This window comes from Streptomyces albospinus, assembly GCF_014648695.1.
Classification (GTDB): Bacteria; Actinomycetota; Actinomycetes; order Streptomycetales; family Streptomycetaceae; genus Streptomyces; species Streptomyces albospinus.
On record NZ_BMRP01000146.1, the window covers coordinates 1 to 770 of the forward strand.

Consider the following 770-nt stretch of genomic DNA (forward strand, 5'->3'; position numbering starts at 1 on the left):
GAAGGTAGTGCGCTACCAGGGCAAGAGCGGCGACCAGGACCGCGTATATACGGGCGGGATGCGCCTGCACGAAACGAATGAGTTGCAATCGTTCTCCTGATACATAAGTGACTGATGAGTCAAAATTTTGAAGACATGCACTTGCTCGCACCGAAAGCACGCAGCTACCGTTGGGCTCGCCGAGGCAAATCGGGGCGTCGTTGGAACTTTCGTTCTTGATGGCAACCTGAATTCCAGACTCCGCCGACGAGCAGCTTTGGAGTCTCGGAGAGCATCCATCACCTTGTGAAGCGGAAGAAGGCGGCAGAGCCCTACCAATATCAATTGGCGCTGGTAGACGCGATAACCAAAAAGAGTCTTACAAGCGCATATCTAGACCTGATTTCGCGACCCGTCGGGGCAGGAGTCGGCTTTCCAGACCACAGAACATGTGGTTGGAGCCGAGCCTGCCTGTGCCCGGAACCAACCACCAAGGGACAGACAAGGTGTGGGTTCCGTTGAACAACTTCGGTTGGGCTGCTGTTGCGATCTCCGCAGTGGGCACGATCTTCTACATTCTCAACTACCTGCTGGAGCAGGTTCCTTCCTTCTCTCGCCGAGTCTCTGCGGCTGCCCTTTCCGTCATAACCGCTCTGACAGAGATCCGCGAAGCCTGGCAGAGGATGTCACGGAAGTGACGGCCGTTCTGCGGTTTGCTCGTACCTCAAGCCGTCGGAACGCGCGGTGCGTCCGCCTCGTTGGCGTAGCCCACATCGGAGACCACGACGGGC

The 770-nt window shown here is 57.3% G+C and carries 1 protein-coding gene; it reads left to right on the forward strand.

From position 1 onward, the window contains the following. Positions 1-497 precede the first annotated feature (497 nt). Positions 498-677, forward strand: coding sequence for a hypothetical protein (locus tag IEZ17_RS41690; RefSeq protein WP_189308836.1), 180 nt, complete (start codon positions 498-500; stop codon positions 675-677). Positions 678-770: the final 93 nt, after the last annotated feature.